Genomic DNA, 17,766 nt, shown 5'->3' with positions numbered 1-17,766 from the left:
GAGAATCAATGAACGTAAGAACGTTTTTCACCATAGTTTTTGGAAGTGTTATTTTTTTTACACCCAATTTTGCTTTGTGTGCTGGTAAATTTAAAGCTGTTACGACATTTACTATCATTGCTGATATGGCACGCAATGTAGCAGGTGATGCCGCTGATGTTGAATCCATTACAAAACCAGGTGCGGAAATTCATGAATATCAACCCACCCCACGCGATCTTATGCGTGCTCAGGGAGCTAACCTTGTATTGTGGAATGGTTTAGAGTTAGAGCTTTGGTTTGAAAAGTTTTTTCAAAATATCAAGGATGTTCCAAGTGTTGTTGTTTCAAAAGGTATTGTACCCATTAAAATTGGTGAGGGCCCCTTTAGCGGTAAACCCAATCCTCATGCGTGGATGTCACCGACCTCTGCTTTGATTTACGTTGATAATATTCGCGATGCTTTTGTAAAATATGACCCTGAACATTCTGAAATTTATAAACAGAATGCTGAAATTTATAAACAGAAAATTCGTGAAACGATTGATCCAATTAGGGCTGAATTAGAAGCCGTACCGCAAGATAAGCGTTGGCTTGTGACCAGTGAGGGGGCTTTTAGCTATTTGGCGCGTGATTTTGATCTAAAAGAACTTTATTTATGGCCCATCAATGCTGACCAACAAGGAACACCACAGCAAGTCAAGCATGTTATTGATATGGTTCGCAAATACAATATTCATGCAGTTTTTTCTGAAAGCACTATTTCCCCTGCGCCTGCTAAGCAGGTTGCCAGAGAAACAGGGGCTAAATACGGTGGTGTTCTCTATGTTGATTCTCTTAGTGAGAAAAATGGTGAGGTCCCCACTTATATTGATTTATTACGTGTCACGAGTGGGCGTATTAGCAAGGCTCTAGCAGAGGGAGTAAAAAGCCAATGACGGAATGTGGAATATTTGCCCAAGGGGTAACGGTAACTTATCGTAATGGACATACAGCTTTACGCGAAGTGAATTTTGAAAGTCCAAAGGGTTCTATTACGGCATTGGTTGGTGTTAATGGATCCGGTAAGTCAACGTTATTTAAAGCGATCATGGGGTTTGTACGCCCCTCAAAGGGAAAAATTCGCATGTTTGATTTGCCCGTTGATGTAGCTTTGAAAAAAAATCTTATTGCTTATGTTCCTCAAAGTGAAGATGTCGATTGGAATTTTCCTGTCTTGGTTGAAGATGTTGTATTGATGGGGCGGTACGGTCATATGAATTTCTTTCGCTATGCCCGTACACAAGATTATGAAGCCGTTCGTATTGCCTTAGAACGTGTTGATATGCTGGCTTTTGCTAAGCGCCAAATTGGAGAACTTTCTGGTGGACAGAAAAAGCGTGTTTTTCTAGCACGCGCTCTTGCACAAAAAGCAAAAGCTATTTTATTAGATGAGCCGTTTACAGGGGTTGACGTTACAACAGAAGATAAAATCATTGCTTTGTTACAAGATCTTCGTAAAGAAGGAGCTGTGATCTTGGTTTCAACTCACAATTTGGGCTCTGTTCGTGAATTTTGTGATCATACGGTTTTAATAAAAGGAACAGTGTTAGCTTCCGGATTAACTGAAAAAATCTTTACAAAGCAAAATCTGGAAAAAACTTTTGGAGGGTCTTTGCACCACCATATTTTTGATCTTCAAAGCACAAAAAAAAATGATGTTTTCATGGGAAGAAAGCAGTCTGCAGTTTGTGAAGATATTGAAAGAGTGGAGCACGTTGCATGATTTCTTGGTTGCTTGAGCCACTGAGCTATCAATATATGGTGAATGCAATGTGGGTTTCTGGGTTAGTTGGGTGTGTTTGTGCCTTTCTTTCGGCTTTTTTGATGTTAAAAGGTTGGTCATTGATTGGTGATGCACTTTCCCATTCGATTGTTCCTGGTGTAGCAGGAGCTTACCTTTTAGGGTTACCTTTTTCACTCGGCGCTTTTTTTTCTGGTGGTCTTGCAGCAGCAGCAATGCTCTTTTTTAACCATCGAACAAAACTTAAAGAAGATACCATTATTGGGCTCATTTTTTCTTCCTTTTTTGCCTTTGGGTTATTTCTCAAATCATTAAAACCAATGGCTGTTAATATTGATACGATTGTTTTGGGAAATATTTTAGCAGTTAGTTCAACAGATATTCTACAATTGGCTTTTATCGGATTTTTTTCTTTGCTTATATTGCTTTTGAAATGGAAAGATCTTCTTGTTTCATTATTTGATGAAACGCATGCGCACGCCATTGGATTAAACGTAAAGTTTTTAAAGATTCTCTTTTTCACATTGCTGGCCGCTTGTACGGTTGCTGCCATGCAAACCGTTGGAGCGTTCTTAGTCATTTGTCTTGTTGTGACACCTGGGGCAACAGCCTATCTTTTAAGTGATCGTTTCGTAAATGTCTTGATTATTGCAGTTATAATTGGAACATTCACAAGTGTCTTGGGTGTTTATGTAAGTTATTTTTTGAATGCGCAAACAGGCGGGGTCGTAGTACTTTTTCAAGCATTTTTATTTATTTTGGCTTTTATTTTTGCTCCTAAACACGGGTTTATTGCTGCACGCTTACGTATAAATGCGGCAAAAAAGGGTGTGATATTATCATGATTGATCAATTACTGCTTCCGTTTCAATTTTCTTTTATGCTTAAGGGTATGTTTATTGTCATGATTCTTTCTGTTCCAATGGCAATGCTTTCCTGCTTTCTTATCTTAAAAGGATGGGCACTGTTAGGCGATGCCATTTCCCATGCAGTTTTTCCCGGTGTTGTTGTTGGTTATATGACAACACCATGGGTAATTGCATTTTTAACTTCTTTGCCATTTGCTTGGATTCAGCATATGCGTCCCGAGAATATTACAATGACTTTGATTACTTGCGGTGCTTTTGTTGCAGGAATGGTGTGTGCACTATTAACGGGTTTTTTAGGAAGCAATAGCCGTATCAAACAGGACACGGTGATGGGTGTGGTCTTTTCTTCAATGTTTGGTTTGGGGCTTGTTTTAGCCACATCTATTTATAGTAGCTTAGATTTAAATCATATTCTATTTGGTAATCTCTTGGGTGTTAACTGGCTTGATATTACGCAGACAGCAATCATTTCTGCTATTGTCACTTTTATTTTAGCAGCAAAATGGCGCGACTTTATGCTGTATATTTTTGATACAGTTCAAGGACGTGCAATGGGTTTACCAATATCTCTACTCCACTATACCCTTCTAACAATGATTTCTCTTACAATTGTTGCGGCCTTGAAAGCTGTAGGTATCGTGCTCGTTATTTCTTTACTGATAGCACCAGGAGCAATTGCCTATCTTGTCACAAAGCGGTTTTCTTTTATGTTAATGATCGCAATACTTGTTGCAGCTTTTTCTGGTTTTTTAGGGATTTATCTCAGCTTATTTATCGGCTCTGACTCTGCTTCCACAATTGTGTTGATCTTGACGTTGATTTTTATGGCTACTTTCATGATGATTTTCTTTCGTCGAAGCACAGTTCAAGAGACTTGAAAGTGTTAAAATTCATGCATATCAGCCATGCATTTTTATGTATTGTTTCTCGTGCCTATTTTAGTTAGAGATTGGGTTGTTAGGTTATTTTTCCTCCTAATGCCTAGCAACTGAATGCAGTGTATATTCTCCCCCCCCCCAAGACTGCATTTTAATTAAGAGGCTGCATTGATTTATTCTGCAGCCTTTTTATTTTTTTCTGAAACTTTTTCTCATTTCTTGAAATCATTTAAAATGATTATAATATTGTGTAAGCTATTCGGTATTTTCAAGGAACTTATAACAGCAAAGACACTTACGCATGAAGGGATAGAGCGTAATTGTACACTCAGACATGTAAACAGAAAAAAACAGATACAATGTTTTTGTATAGGGTTTTGCGTAGAGGAAAATAGTACGAGAAAATGAAAAAAGATTTGAAGATATCGCACCCTTTACGTATCTGCTATTATATAGCAGGGTGGGCGATGGTTATATTAGGTATTATCGGTGTCGTATTACCTATTATGCCAACTGTGCCTTTTTTATTGGTTTCCTCATGGTGTTTTACGCGTTCTTCTCCACGTTTTCATCAATGGTTGAATAATCATCGTATTTTTGGTCCCCCTATTAAGCGATGGGAAGAAAAAAAAGCAATCTCTCCATTCGTTAAAGTTTTTGCAATGATGAGTATGACAGGAGGATTTTTATCCTTTTTTGTAATGCTACACCCTCCTTTATGGATTTCTTTACTTGTTGCGGTTATATTATTGCTGATTGCCATTTATATTGTAACACGTCCATCTTATTAATGATAAAAAAGACTTTATGGGATACTCTTTTTAGCTTCGACTTATTTGTAAAAACTATGAGAACTTTTAAGTTTTGAATATAAGCTCTCCATTCCCAAAATGCATATGAAATAGCAAGCTTTTTGAACGCAATTAATTAATAATATGTCTGTGAAATAATTTTTATGAACAAAGAAAGTTGTTTATGAATACTCAAAATGTTCTTACTTGGTAAACAATGATAAATCACATTCATGGAAGAGAGTCATTATTTTTGTAAAGCATGTTTGTATGAATCTCTACATATACATCATTGAAAAGTCATTGATATGATAGTCATTTCTTTCTAAAAGACATTTCGTTTTTTTTCATATCTCTTAATGAGGATATAATACAAAGCTTACTAAACACCATCATTTTATACTTATACAGTTAAGAAGCCGGTCCATTATATCAATCTTTAATGTTACATCTGTTATTAACTGAAGAATAATTCATAAGAAACAACAGAGCTTTTCAAATTGTTTTATACATACACGCATTCTTATTATAATATGCGAATAAATAATTTCTCTGTCTTTGTATAAAGCTTATTCGAAATAAAAATATTATTGCATTCTCTGTTTTTTAATGAAGTCATGCCCATCACGTAAAACAAAAGGTCTCCCAAATCATGTTATTTACACATTTATTTTAATGAAACATCTCTCAACGCTTTACTCATTTCATAATAGCAGACCATACATGGATAAAGTAAAATCTCCTGTAAAGTGTATAAAATCTATTTGAGCACCATCATCCTTGCCTTTCAAAATGCACACCAATAGTCACCATGCTATTTGTCATCCTCCAATGTTGCCTTAGTAATTCCTAATGCTACAATTATAGCTTGTCATCTGGTTTTGTATATTTTGGCACTAGATTTTGTACCAATTTATTTTTTTCAAAGAGTTTAAAGGTGTTCTCAAAGGGTTTTGAAAGTCTTTTCTTATTTTTACTTATGGAAACGCACTTTTTTCTGATTTTCGGTCATTTTTGCAATTTTAGGTGCCAAAATCTATTTTGATAAAACGCGCATTTAATGTCTAAAATTGTACATAAAAACAACAAATTACCACGTATTCCTACTTAATCCAACCTCTTCCCACTTAGTATAAAACCTACTGTCAAACTACAACAATAACCCTTAGAACTTGAAAACCTTCATACATGCAAGGAGATGAGTGTGCTTGATTTAACAGGGTTAAAATGAGAAAATCTCCTTGGCTAAACTTCCTTGGCACGTTAAGTATTTTTTTAATGCGTCGTAAATACTTTTAAGTCTTATCTATCGCGCCTTATGTAAGTGAAGCGTATGCGTGGTAGGCCAAGTAGAATCTGCTCAAAAACAGCCGAACTGTTTACAGACCAGCAAAGGTTAAGAATCCTCATCCTTAGGGGAGGACAAAAATCAATCTTATAAACAATATGATGAGTCAATATACTTGTTTTAAAGAACCGGAAACTATGTCTTTATAGGTCCAGCAATTCGCTTTTTATTACCAAAAAAATTGAGATAACGTTGTACTTCTTTTGAATCACCGATCGTTTTTTTAGGATTATCTGAAAGTTTTACGGCTGGTCGACCATTGGCATAGGTCACCTTACAAACAAGGGAAAGAGCATCAAGTGTTGCAATTTCTTGAGGTGCACAACCCGCAAAGTCGTTGGTAAGATCAGTTCCCCATCCAAAACTCATGCGCACTCTTCCATGAAAATGATGATAGGTTTTTTCGATTGTATTGACATCAAGAGCATCAGAAAAAATTAAAAGTTTTTCGCGTGGATCTTTTCCTTTTTCTTTCCACCATTGAATAATACGTTCGCCACCTTCAATAGGGGGTGCACTATCAGGTCTAAACCCCGTCCAATCTGCTACCCAATCTGGAGCATCGCGTAAAAATGCTTCTGTACCAAAGGTATCTGGTAAAACAATGAGAAGATTTCCACCATAATAACGGTTCCAATCTTGCAAAACTTGATACGGAGCTCTGCGTAATTCATCATCGTTGTTGCTAAGAGCAGCAATAACCATGGGCAATTCGTGAGCATTGGTTCCAAGAGCTTCTAAATCTGTATCCATGGCGAGAAGGACATTAGACGTTCCAGTAAAAGAATTACCAATGCCTTCTTTTAATGCTTCCACACACCAGCGCTGCCATAAAAAAGAATGGCGGCGCCTTGTCCCAAAGTCAGATATTTTAATATCAGGCAATTTTTTGAGACGTTCAACTTTACTCCACATTTTTGCTTTAGCACGCGCATAAAGTACATCAAGAGCAAAACGATCTAGTTTTTTGAGAGCAGCACGTGAACGTAATTCACTAATAATAGCAAGGGCAGGAATTTCCCACATGGAACTATGGGCCCAGGGTCCATGAAAATGAAGGATATATTGGCCATCTTTGCGGGTGAGTTCATATTCTGGAAGTTGAAAATTCTCAAGCCACTGAAGAAAATCCGGTTCAAAAATTTGTTTGCGTCCATAAAATGTATTACCAGAAAGCCAAATCATTTCTTTTTTTGTAAAGCGCAAACTAAGAGCATGATCAAGTTGGGCACGCAATTCACTCTCATCAATATTATCGGCAAGACGTATTGTTTTAGAGCGATTTATGAGGGAAAAAGTAACATTAACATTAGGATATAACCCCCAAATCATCTGCACCATTAGAAGCTTATAAAAATCCGTATCAAGAAGTGACCGAATAATGGGATCAAGTTTCCAAGTATGATTGTAAACACGTCTAGCAATATCCGGATGATTCATAACCTTTTTCTTTCAGTCTCATCGAATCTAAAATTATTATGCACCAACACGGTTAATATAGGCGACGCAAGGACTATAACAACTCTACAATTTTGGGCAAGAATAAAAAAGCCTGTTCTCTTTTTTCGTTTTTAAGATTTAATAATACGTAAAATTTCATGCTGACCTGTTTTTTGTAACTTTATCCCTGTATGAACTTCAGTATATTCTTTGCCATTAACATAGAGCATATTTTCAGATCCCCATTTTACTTTAATAGTATAAATGGCATCACAAAATTTCATTTTTGCTTCATATTTTGGCCAAATAGAAGGTAAATGTGGCTGTAAAAATAACAAGTCTCCCTGACGTTGTATTCCAAGAATCGCTTGTGTTGCGGCACGATAAAACCAACCAGCTGAACCTGTATACCAAGTCCAACCGCCTTGACCACATCGTGGTTCAACAGCATAAATATCTGCCGCCATCACATAAGGTTCAACACGATAAGTTTCAGGATCTTGTCCATGATTAATAGGGTTAATCGCAGAAAATAAAGCATAAGCTTCATCGTTTTGTCCCATTTCAGCCAATGCTAAAATACTCCAAATGGCACCATGCGTATATTGACCACCATTTTCTCGAATTCCTGGAGGATAACCTTTTATATAACCAGGCTCGAGTGTACTTTTATCAAAAGGCGGCCAAAAAAGGCGAATGAGTCCACCTTTTTTATCATAGAGATGTTTTAGCATTGATGTCATTGCTTGTTTTTGACGTTCAAGCGATGCCATTTGAGAAATGACAGCCCAAGATTGAGCAATGGTATCAATTTGACATTCATCATTGATTTTAGAGCCAAGAGGTGTTCCATCATCAAAATAACCACGTCGATACCAAGCACCATCCCAACCGTTTTTCTCTAGGGATTTTGTTAAATGTTCAAGATACGTATTCCATATTTGCATATGGTCATTGTCACCACGTTTTTTTGCTAAAGAGATAAATGCTTGTAATGTGTACCCAAGAAACCATCCTAACCAAATGCTTTCGCCTTTTCCTTCCGCACCTACCAAATTCATGCCATCATTCCAATCCCCACCTAAAATAAGAGGGAGACCATGTGGTCCGCAGCGTTTAATGGCAAGGTCTAAAGCTAAAACACAATGTTCATAAACTGTTGTAACCTTTGAGGATTGGGTGGGTTGAAAATAAGCATCCTGTTGCCCACTTTTGAGAACATCACCTTCAATAAAAGGAATGAGCGTATCAAGAAAGGCATCATCGCCAGTGGTATTGACATAAAGAGCTGTTGCATATGCAAGCCAAACGATATCATCAGAAATCCGTGTACGAACACCAGCATTTGTATCAGGCAACCACCAATGTTGCACATCCCCTTCAAGAAATTGGTGCGCTGCAGCATTTAACAATTGGTCATGGGCCAATTGTGGTTCCAGCAATAACAAAGACAAGCTATCTTGTAGCTGATCACGAAAGCCAAATGCACCACTCGCTTGGTAAAAGCCTGCGCGTGCCATGATGCGGCATGCATAAATTTGATAGGGAAGCCAGTGGTTGACCATAAGATTAAAAGAAGAGTCAGGTGTTTTGACTTGGAAAGGAGAAACAAAATCACTCCATTGTTGTTTTTGTTTTATGAGCAGAATTTCAAAATCGCTTGCACGTGCTTGATCAAGTAGTTTTTCAGCTTCTTGCCTATTTTCAGCACTGCCAAGATAGAAGATGATTTCTTTTGTTTGCCCTGGTAAAAGATCAATATCATAGGCAAATGCTGAACAAGGATCACATCCTGCTGCAATGATATTCGAAAGAGCACCAGCTTTACGGATCGCATTTGGATGTGTTACGGTTCCCGTTGCACCGATAAATTCAGCGCGATTGGTAGTCGTACTGGTTGGCATTTCGGAGGCTGATAAAAATGTGACTTGTTGAGATTTTTCGATGTGATAGGGATTTTGAATAAAATGCGCCCCCCATCTAGCCTCATAAGAAAAAACAATAAAGGGGGCATATTTGGTACGAACATTTCCCAAAACCCATTCAACATAATTATAAAGGCGTAAACTGCGTGGTTTTTCCCCTTTATTCGTGAGAATAAGACGTGAAAAGCGAATAGGTTTTTCAGGATCAAGTGTATGGGTCAGTTCTAATGCAATTTCTGAATGTGTCGATTTAAAAGTTGAGAATCCAAAACCATGACAAGCATCATAGACAACATTTTCATCACATTCTACGGTAGAAACGGGTGAAAAACGTTTTAAAGACTGGTGATCAACCAAATAAAGTGCTTCTCCTGGCCGGTTAGACGTTGGATCATTCGCCCAAGGAGTTAATTGATAATCGCGACTATTATTAACCCAAGTAAAAATTGCACCTTCAGCAGAAACATGAAAACCAAACCTGTGATTAGCAATAACATTAATCCACGGATGCGGGGTGGTGGTATGCCCATGAAGACGTATTACATAATGATTATGCTGATTAAAACCACCGTAACCATTCCAATATCTTAGATCTTCTCCATTCGTAGGGAAAGAAGATGGTTTTTGTTGGCTAACAAGACCAATGGAAGCAAAAAGATTTTGTTCCGTTTGTGGTGTAACTTGCCTTCTTTCATTATATTTCGAAGAGTCTAATTGTTCATAAGATCCTTGATAATTTTTACGGATTGCGAGATCAAAATCATTCTCATCAAGCCGTTTAAGCTGTTCAGATAAAGAGCCATTTTGGGCATCAAGAACAATACGCGCTGATGCAAGAAGCGTTTTAAAACTCTTTTCACTTATTTGATCGCGCCGAAGCGTGAAAATATGTTGGCATCCATCTGCTTCTTGCGTGTGGCGACGATAAGATTCACAGACCCATTCAAGAGCACGTTGTGTATTTTGTATATAGGAAAATGCTTGTTCATTGAGAATGACCAAATCAACAATAAGACCGCGCATACGCCAATATTCGTGTGCTTTAAGAAGCTCACGCAGTACAGTTATATTTCCCTCGTTATTTAATCTAAGAAGACAGAGTGGATTGTCTCCTGAAATGGACATGGGCCAAAGATCAGACTGTTTTCCAAGCATTTTTTCTAATATTTCAGAAGGAAGACGCCATGTGCGGTCTGGATAGATAAGCGGTGTTGCATATTTTTGATAAACAATAGCTTCTTTAAGCTGGGTTCCACTCTGATACAGTGTAACTTGTGAGCGCGTCCATGCCATTGAAAGTTCTTTTTGAAACATATCAGGTTGTCGATAATGTTTAATATGATTATGCAACGCTTCTTTTGTATGAGCAGCAAAAGTCCAAAAAATAAGTTCTGCTTTGCCATGGGCTGGAATTTGTACACAGCAGCGCAATGACATAATAGGATCTAGAACACAACCTTGACTGTTACTAAAACGAGTATTTTGGTCAAATGCAGCGGGACGATGAATAGATCGCCCCCGACCAATAAACAGAGAGCGATCTGTTTCAGCTTCGGTCTCTTGGAGAGTATCTGTTGTACTAGAAACAAAATGAGCAATATAAATATCAGGGTCGCTAGGTGAGCGTTTACGCCTTTTGGCAAAAATTGTTTTGCCTTCCTCAGCAATTTCTGTCTCTATAAACATACGAGAAAAAACAGGATGAGCACTATCTACGTCCATTGTTGCGAGTGCCAGTTCACCATAAGAGGTAACTTCAATGAGTCGATCTTTATTTGTCGTATTCATCAGTTGAAGACGTCTCCCTTCACCACATCCTTCAGATGTAATAAGACATTCAAGTGTTGATTTAATACCATCAACTATTTTTGTATATTCAGCCTTTTCATCTGTAAAAATGCTGATAGCTTCTTCTTCAATAACGCGTGTTGGTTCACCAGTAACAGACCACCAGCGTCCACTATGCGTATCACGTAAGAAGAATAAAGTACCTTGTTGATCTTCTGTTGCATCAGGAATAAAGCGCGTAATCGCATAATCGTGCCAACGGCTGTAACCAGAACCATTAGCTGTTAACATGGTAGAATAAGAGCCATTAGACAAAAGCAAAGTTGCTCGTGGTTTGAGCAACGGATTTTTAATAATACGCAAAGGGGCAGCGTCAAATGCTTGAGACTTATTGCGCATACTATTAACAGCTTTGGTATGAATAATAGGAATAAAATGGGGTGCTCTTTCTTGTAAGAGCAATTGAGTTGCTTCAATAACGGGATTACGGTGAAAACGATCACGCATTCGCCCTTGAAAAATAACATTGTTAAGAGCAAGGATAGACATGCCATGATGGTGCGCATAATAATTGCGTACAACAGCATATTTTTCCCCTATCTTCACGCGTGAAGGGGTAAAATCGACAGAATCATAATAACCATATGTTCCTAAAGCTCCAAGATCACGGAGTCGTTTTAAATTAGCGACAGCGCAAGAAGGTGCATATTGTGCCGCTAGAAGACTGGCATAGGGAGCAATGACAGCATTGCGTGAGAGTCCACGTTGGAGGCCGAGACTTGGAACACCAAAATGAGCATATTGATAGTTCATTAAATGATCGCGAGCATTAAATGCGGCCTCTGAAATACCCCATGGCAATTCTCGTTTATGGGCATATTGTATTTGACATCGAATAATTAATCGATTTGTTTGATCTAGTAGAGATCCTAACGGTTCATGCATCACAAGAGAGGGCATAAGGTATTCAAACATGGAACCAGACCATGATAGGAGCGCACCTTTCCAACCTATCGGTACAAGGAGTCGACCAAGATGAAACCAATGTTTAAGTTTTATATCTCCCTTTGCGATAGCAAAAAAGCTTGCAAGACGTGCTTCTGAAGCAAGCAGATCATAACAATTTTCATCGAGTTTGTTTTCTTGCACACGATATCCAATGGATAAAAGGTGCCGTTTAGGCTGTTCTAAAAAGTCAAATTCCATCTCAAAGGCTATTTGCCGTGCTGCTATAGCCAACTGGTTTAGTTTTTTACATAATTTTTCAGTATCACAATTATCAGTAGCATCATGATGATGAGCGTTGCAGGTGTCGAGAAGGCATTTAGCCCAAGAGAGCGCACGAGCAGATTCTATCGTTTGAATTTTTTGATCAAATTCACCGACTAAGTGCACAATATCGTGAGCTGCCTGTGAAAGGTTCATAATGTGAGAAGAGATCGTATTTTCTTGTTCTATAAAAGTGAAGACAGAATCATGAAAACGAGTAATGTTTTCTTCGATTTTTTGGCGTAAAGATCGTAAACTGGGTTTATGATCTGGAATTTCTCTGACAGTTTCTTCAAGAATAGCAAGAACATCCGATAAGCCTTCTCGGTCACTTTGAAAAAAAATATGAGGTTTTTCAGCCCATTCACTTAAAGCAGAAGAGAGTGTTACCAAATGACCGGCAAGATTTCCTGAATCAACGGTTGATACATAAGTAGGTAAAAGAGGTCTGAGTGTATCCGTTTCATACCAATTATAGAGATGACCACGAAACTTTTCCATTTTTGCAAGAGAGCGTAATGTACATTCAATACGGGTGATGGTCTCTTCAACACCAATCCAACCAAAATCACGTGCTGCAATAATAGAAAGGAGATAAACCCCGATATTCGTAGGAGATGTACGTTGAGCTATAAGAGGTTCAGGATCTTCTTGAAAATTATCAGGAGGCAAATAGTTGTTTTGTGCATTGACAAAAGTTGCATAATAAAGCCATGTCCGCCGTGCAATAGAACGGAGTTTTTTTTCATCTTTTGAAGAAAGATAAAGGCTATCTTGAAAGGTTGAAGGTTGACTCACAATCCAAGCAATGAAGGGTGAAAAAAACCATGCTATCCCAAAAGGTAAAGCAACCAAGCTTGCAAAACTATCAGAAAAAAGGGGGAGTGCTATAGTAAGAATACCAATAAGCGATGCTGGTGCCATTGTAAAAACATAGAAACGCAAACTATTGGGTATTGATTTTGTTGCGGCAGAAGTTTTCCATTCAAGAAGATGCTGTTTTGAAATCGTCATACGATAGAGTGTACGAATAATCGCATCGGTCATAAAATACGCCGAATGCACAAGAAACGTCGTTTTAAGAAATATATCAGCGCTTGTAAGAGCAATTTTGTTCCAAATTAATTGAAAATGTCCACGCAAAGAATGATCTATATTGGATGAGACAAACGTTTTTAATACACATAGAATGGGTGAAATGAAGGAGCTAAACAACAAGAATAGTTGCCAGACGATTGCACTCTTTAATGGCAAAAGAGTCCAGCCTGAAAATGCTGCGATTAACCACATAAGTGGCATGAGAGAACGACGTAAATTATCCTGCATTTTCCAACGCGTTACAAAGCTTATTTGACGAGGAAAAAAAAGATAAGGTAAAAGTTGCCAATCACCGCGGATCCAGCGATGATACCGCATAACATCAATATTATAAGCTGTCGGATAATCTTCAATAATTTCTACGCTACTTACAAAAGCAGTACGAGCATATCCTCCTTCTAAGAGATCATGACTGAGAACAGTATTTTCTTTAATTTTGCCGTAAAGTGCTCGTTCAAATGCATCAATATTATAAAGCCCTTTACCGATAAAGGTGCCTTCTCCTAAAAGATCTTGATACGTATCAAAAACAGCAAAAACATAAGGATCAATACCACGGTTGGTAGAAAAAACGCGTTGGAGAATTGATGTTTTTTTTTCTGTTGTAAGAGAAGGAATAATGCGTGGTTGTAAAATGCTATAGCCCTTTACAACCTTTCCACTTTGTGGATCAAAAATGGGATGATTGAGTGGATGGTTAAGCTTTCCAACAAGTTGTGTGACGCTCTCTGGAGTAAGACGTGTATCACAATCCAGAGTCATAACAAAACGGCAATCCATAGGAAGACGTGGATTGGGAGGATAAAAGCTCGTGTTTTTATCGCCTCTTAAGAGTCGATTGAGTTCATGAAGTTTTCCTCGCTTTCGTTCCCATCCCATCCAACATTTTTCGCTTGTATTATAAAGGCGTCGGCGATGTAAAAGGAAAAAAAGCGGAAGTTCATCACGATGATAACGACTATTGAGTTTATCAATACTCTTTTGCGCATAGTGTAATAAATCAAGATCATCTTGCGTTTCTCTTAATGGAGCATCCACCCAATCTGTAATGAGTGCAAAATGAATGGCACCTTTAGGATTGGAAAGATAGTGCACTTCAAGATTGCGCACTTGTTCATCAATATCATCGCGTGATGTCATCAAAGTAGGTACAACAACCATTGTCCGCGCATGTTTTGGAATACCTTCTTTATATTCATAACCAATGAGTTGTTTTGATGGGACAAACCAAGAAACAACAGTGTTAAATAAAGCAAAAGCAGCATCGATAGCAGGAAAAAGCGCCAATACAGTAAAGCAAAAAGACATCCATTGTGTCATGCCAGACACTTGTAAAAAAACGTAAATTACAAGCAAAAGAGCAAGCGTTAGAAAAGAGACAGGAACGGCCATGACTCTCAATTTTGAGCAACAGGAAGCGCGTGTCCATTTTATGAGAAAGGGCGGAATATATCCACAAGCCTTTTCAAATATACCACAACCATCATCAACAAGGTACCACCCCACACAAGAATGATGAGGCATATCTTTAGAAGTGGAATTTGCCATTTCTACAACTTTATGTGCAACTTCCAGTTCACTAAGAGGTGAAAAGCGTGAAACTTTTTCAATGACTTGTCGATAAATATTGCGTGAGTGAGCATCAATTTCAGAAAAATCACTATTTTTACGCAAAATAGAATCAACACAACTCACTGTTTCAAACCATGCTGTCCAATCAACATCATCTATAGCTTTAAGAGCACTGATAATATTACCCATGGTCACACCATCTGCTGCTTGTCGGGTGTGTTCATCGGCTGTTGCAATCTCTAAGCTACTGCCTTGGCTTTCCAATTGTTTTTCAAGCCAAGTTAATGCTACGGTTGAATCAATAGATGCACTGCGCAAACGATAAAATAAATGCGCTGAAAAGGTTGGATCAATAGTAAGTGGTTGATACTGCGTAAAAATAGAATGGAGTTTTGGTTTATTTTCTACAAGAGAAATTTTATCAGCCACTTGACTAGCAAGATGACGCATACGCCGCGCTTTTTCAATACGGACTGAAAGACGACGGACATTTTCAATGAGCAGCATCTGCATCACAGAAGGAAGAGCCCACAATTCACCAATCGTGAGCGCACAAACTTCTTGAAATCCATTAATCATAGCAGTCAGTGTTTCTTGTGAAAAACTACTATCAGTATGCGCGATATAAAGCCAAGTTAAAATAAAAATTCGTGGCATTCCTGCTTTTTGTCTAGAAAGAGGAAGTTGCTTTATAAAGGACTTGGGGAGGTTACGGCGTAGCTGTTGTATGGTTTTATCAATGGCGTAATAATTATCAATGAGCCATTGAGCAGACGGTGCGATGGTCTCATCATTTTGGGCAGCAAAATCACTGGTATGAAAGGCATGAAGAATAAGTTTAGCACTTTCATTCAATCTCTTGCGAAAATCTTCTACTCCCTCATATTCAGGGAGTAAAACTTCTTTACCAGAAGCTATATCATGCCCTAAATTATAAAGATCTTCCTGTACTTTATAAATTGCACGAAGAGGAAAATCCGTATTAGTAAAATGATCTTTTCTCTCTGTTTGAGAAAAAAGTATTTTATGAAGGATATTATGCACGCCATGTCCCATTGTTATTTAATTACATCGTTTTTTATTTAAATTGTAAGCATTTTATCTGAATAGTGAACCGTTGATAGACAAAAAACAAACTTTTTGTTTTTATTTGCAAGCATTTGCAATTTTTGACGCAATAATTAAAAAATAAGTAGACAATTTCTTTAGAAAATAAAAAGGTCACTCTTAAAATGAGTGACCTTAATAACAACATCAACTTTAATGATTGATGATTAATCTTGTTCTTGTTTTTTCAAAGCTGCACCCAGAATATCACCAAGAGAAGCACCTGAATCTGTAGAACCATATTGTGCAACAGCTTCTTTTTCCTCTGCAATTTCTAAAGCTTTGATTGATACTGAAATTTTACGTGTTTTTTTATCAAATGCTGTGATGCGAGCATCAACCTTTTGCCCAATTGCGAAACGCTCAGGACGTTGCTCATCACGATCACGCGCAAGATCAGCACGCCGAATAGTTGTCTCAAGGTTGTGGTCAATCAATTTCACACCAATGTCATTGTCGTTAACAGCAATCACTTCGCATGTTACAACTGCACCTTTTCGCAATTCGCCAGAAGCAGCTGCTTCTCCAACTTTATCGCTGGAAAGCTGCTTAATTCCAAGAGAAATGCGCTCTTTTTCAATGTCAACATCAAGAACCACAGCTTTAACGATATCGCCTTTATTGTAAGTATCAATGACTTGTTCACCAGGACGGTTCCAATCAAGATCAGACAGATGAACCATACCGTCAACATCGCCTTCAAGCCCAATAAAGAGACCAAATTCTGTTTTATTTTTAACCTCTCCTTCAATTTGCGAATTGACAGGAAATTTATTGGCAAAAGCTTCCCATGGATTTTCAAATGTTTGTTTTAAGCCAAGAGAAATACGCCGTTTAGAAGGATCAATCTCAAGAACAACCACTTCTACTTCTTGTGATGTAGACAGAATTTTTCCAGGATGAACATTTTTCTTTGTCCAGCTCATTTCAGAAACATGGATCAGCCCTTCGATTCCTGGTTCAATTTCAACAAAACCACCGTAATCAGTAATGTTGGTAACAGCACCCGTAATTTTTTTACCAATCGGATACCGGACACTGATGCTTTCCCAAGGATCACTTTCAAGCTGTTTCATTCCAAGAGAAATACGGTGCGTATCTTGATTAATGCGAATAATCTGCACTTTAATCGTTTGGCCAATTGTGAGCACTTCAGATGGGTGATTAACACGCCGCCATGCCATATCTGTAACGTGCAAGAGACCATCAATCCCACCAAGATCAACAAAGGCACCATAATCTGTAATATTTTTCACCACACCTTCAACGATTTGGTTTTCTTCAAGATTTTGTACGATTTCTGAACGTTGCTCAGCGCGACTTTCTTCTAAAACAGTGCGGCGTGAGACCACAATATTGCCACGACGACGATCCATCTTCAAAATTTCAAAGGACTGTGAATTATGCATGAGAGGTGAAACATCACGAATGGGACGAATATCAACTTGGCTGCGAGGTAAGAAAGCAACGGCACCATCAAGATCGACTGTAAAACCACCTTTTACTTGGCTAAAGATCACTCCATCAACGCGCGCACCAGCATTGAATTTTTCCTCCAAACGGACCCAACTTTCTTCGCGCCTTGCTTTTTCACGCGATAAAACAGCTTCACCCATCGCATTTTCAATGCGTTCAATGTAAACCTCAACTTCATCGCCAACTTGCAAAGAGCCATCTTTTGCTTTAGCTCCAAATTCTTTGAGAGGAATACGTCCTTCGACTTTAAGACCAGCATCAATAATGGCCATGTCTTTTTCGATTGCAATAACACGACCTTTAACAACAGATCCTTCATTAAGATCATTAGTTTGAAAAGATTCTGTTAAAAGGGCTTCAAAATCCGCTGTTGTGGGATTGTATTGTGACATAAGAACTCCTAATATATACCTTGTATTATAAGGTATGAGCGCTAGGTTAGT

7 protein-coding genes and 1 pseudogene are annotated in these 17,766 nt (G+C 38.1%); 5 read left to right on the top strand and 3 right to left on the bottom strand.

The features are described from left to right. Window positions 1–8: 8 nt before the first annotated feature. The 5 genes from ACFILZ_RS00915 (at window position 9) to ACFILZ_RS00895 (ending at window position 4,300) form a co-directional block, all read left to right on the top strand. Window positions 9–917, top strand: a complete 909-nt coding sequence (locus tag ACFILZ_RS00915; protein ID WP_375610019.1) for a metal ABC transporter substrate-binding protein — start codon at window positions 9–11, stop codon at window positions 915–917. Next, the gene (locus ACFILZ_RS00910; RefSeq protein WP_375607867.1) at window positions 914–1,744 is read left to right on the top strand and encodes a manganese/iron ABC transporter ATP-binding protein; all 831 of its coding nucleotides are present in this window, start codon (window positions 914–916) and stop codon (window positions 1,742–1,744) included. The genes ACFILZ_RS00915 and ACFILZ_RS00910 overlap by 4 nt, the downstream gene beginning before the upstream one ends. Further along, entirely contained in the window at window positions 1,741–2,607 is an 867-nt protein-coding gene (locus ACFILZ_RS00905; RefSeq protein ID WP_375606165.1) for a metal ABC transporter permease, read from the top strand. Before ACFILZ_RS00910 ends, ACFILZ_RS00905 begins: the two co-directional genes overlap by 4 nt. Beyond that, complete coding sequence (locus tag ACFILZ_RS00900) at window positions 2,604–3,509, top strand: metal ABC transporter permease (RefSeq protein ID WP_375610018.1); 906 nt, start codon at window positions 2,604–2,606, stop codon at window positions 3,507–3,509. The genes ACFILZ_RS00905 and ACFILZ_RS00900 overlap by 4 nt, the downstream gene beginning before the upstream one ends. 404 nt (window positions 3,510–3,913) lie before the next feature. Beyond that, the gene (locus ACFILZ_RS00895; RefSeq protein ID WP_375606163.1) at window positions 3,914–4,300 is read left to right on the top strand and encodes a YbaN family protein; all 387 of its coding nucleotides are present in this window, start codon (window positions 3,914–3,916) and stop codon (window positions 4,298–4,300) included. Window positions 4,301–5,783: 1,483 nt separating this feature from the next. Here ACFILZ_RS00895 and pncB read toward each other — a convergent pair. From pncB to rpsA, 3 genes and pseudogenes are all read right to left on the bottom strand, one after another. Beyond that, the gene (gene pncB / locus ACFILZ_RS00890) at window positions 5,784–7,088 is read right to left on the bottom strand and encodes a nicotinate phosphoribosyltransferase (protein WP_375610017.1); all 1,305 of its coding nucleotides are present in this window, start codon (window positions 7,086–7,088) and stop codon (window positions 5,784–5,786) included. A 131-nt stretch (window positions 7,089–7,219) separates the two neighbouring features. Then, window positions 7,220–15,789: pseudogene (locus tag ACFILZ_RS00885) on the bottom strand (GH36-type glycosyl hydrolase domain-containing protein). A 225-nt stretch (window positions 15,790–16,014) separates the two neighbouring features. Further along, entirely contained in the window at window positions 16,015–17,715 is a 1,701-nt protein-coding gene (gene rpsA / locus ACFILZ_RS00880) for a 30S ribosomal protein S1 (protein ID WP_026500132.1), read from the bottom strand. Between the last annotated feature and the right edge of the window lie 51 nt (window positions 17,716–17,766).

Origin of the sequence: Bartonella sp. AP40SXNS (assembly GCF_042195825.1) — a bacterium.
Classification (GTDB): domain Bacteria; phylum Pseudomonadota; class Alphaproteobacteria; order Rhizobiales; family Rhizobiaceae; genus Bartonella.
Note: the sequence above shows the minus strand (reverse complement) of the source record. Positions and strands in the feature narration are given on the sequence as shown.